The organism is Fulvivirga aurantia, assembly GCF_009711475.1.
GTDB classification, from domain to species: domain Bacteria; phylum Bacteroidota; class Bacteroidia; order Cytophagales; family Cyclobacteriaceae; genus Fulvivirga; species Fulvivirga aurantia.
Map to the genome: position 1 here is coordinate 1 of NZ_SMMD01000245.1, position 1,252 is coordinate 1,252.

Consider the following 1,252-nt stretch of genomic DNA (forward strand, 5'->3'; position numbering starts at 1 on the left):
CCGTTTAAGAAAGTATAATTGAACTGAAAACGTGACGCCAATAAGAGTCAGTTTTCAATGTACGAATCATAAGGCCTCTCTTTAGATTTCTGATTAATTCCTACACCGTTTCAAAAACAAGCACCTGATAGGTTATACAATTAACCAAAAGGAATCTTGTGTATAGCTTCATGGCATACATTAAGCACTTGTTTAGCTTTTCAATTTCATATAATTAAAATAGAAAAAATACATGCTTTGGGGCATTCAGATCAAATATTGGTTGATCACAAAATAGCCCAGAAGCCAAAAGGCGAGCCTATGTGGAGCGTCTTTAAGAATTAAAAACATAATGGAAGCAACTAAGACAAAAAGAAAAAGAAACCACGGTTTCTCAAAAAGTAATAACGCAACAAATAATAATCGCAGAAGAAATAACGGCCGAGGTGGCAGGAAGAAGGCAGTTTCTAGTATTGACCCCAAAATGCTTGTAAAAAAGGCTGTTCAGAAGGAAGAAACAATTTATCAGGCACCGAGAGGTTATGATGAAATGCCACTGAGTCCGAATTTAAAGGCAAACCTTCACGCTAAAGGATTTAAAAGACCTACTCAGATACAGAATGACACCATAGAACACTTGATCGCTGGTAGAGACTTATTGGGAGTGGCAAATACAGGTACTGGTAAAACAGGAGCGTTTTTGATACCTATAATCGAACAATTGCTGAATGCACCGAAGCCATTTCAAACACTGGTTGTAGTGCCTACAAGGGAGTTGGCTTTACAGGTAGAGCAAGAGTTTAGTGCACTTTCAAATCGATTGGGCTTGTATTCATCAAGCTTTATTGGTGGTACCAACGTTAATAGCGATTTAAAGAAGCTTAGAAGAAAAAGCCATTTAATTATAGGAACACCTGGTCGATTGATGGATATGGTGGAGCGTGGTGCATTGCACCTCAAAGATATTTCGACTCTTGTGCTCGATGAGTTTGATAGAATGCTCGATATGGGCTTTGTAAATGATATTAAACGAATGGTTAAAGCCATGAGCAATAGAAAGCAAACGATGTTGTTTTCTGCTACTGTTGACAAAACTCAGAAATCATTAATAAATGAGCTTCTTAATAACCCTGTTGAGGTGAAAGTAAGTACTGGTGAAAGTACGAGTGATCAGATAGAACAAGATATCATAAAAGTGCCTCAGGGCGCTGATAAATATAATATGCTTTTAGACTTAATCTCAGACAGAGATTTTGAAAAAGTATTGATTTTT

Annotated in this window: 1 protein-coding gene; it reads left to right on the plus strand. The window is 37.0% G+C overall.

Annotated elements, in window-relative coordinates; genetic code table 11:
• Positions 1 to 331 precede the first annotated feature (331 nt).
• Positions 332 to 1,252 (plus strand): DEAD/DEAH box helicase (locus E1176_RS00855; RefSeq protein WP_155208701.1); only part of this gene is annotated, 921 nt, incomplete at its 3' end.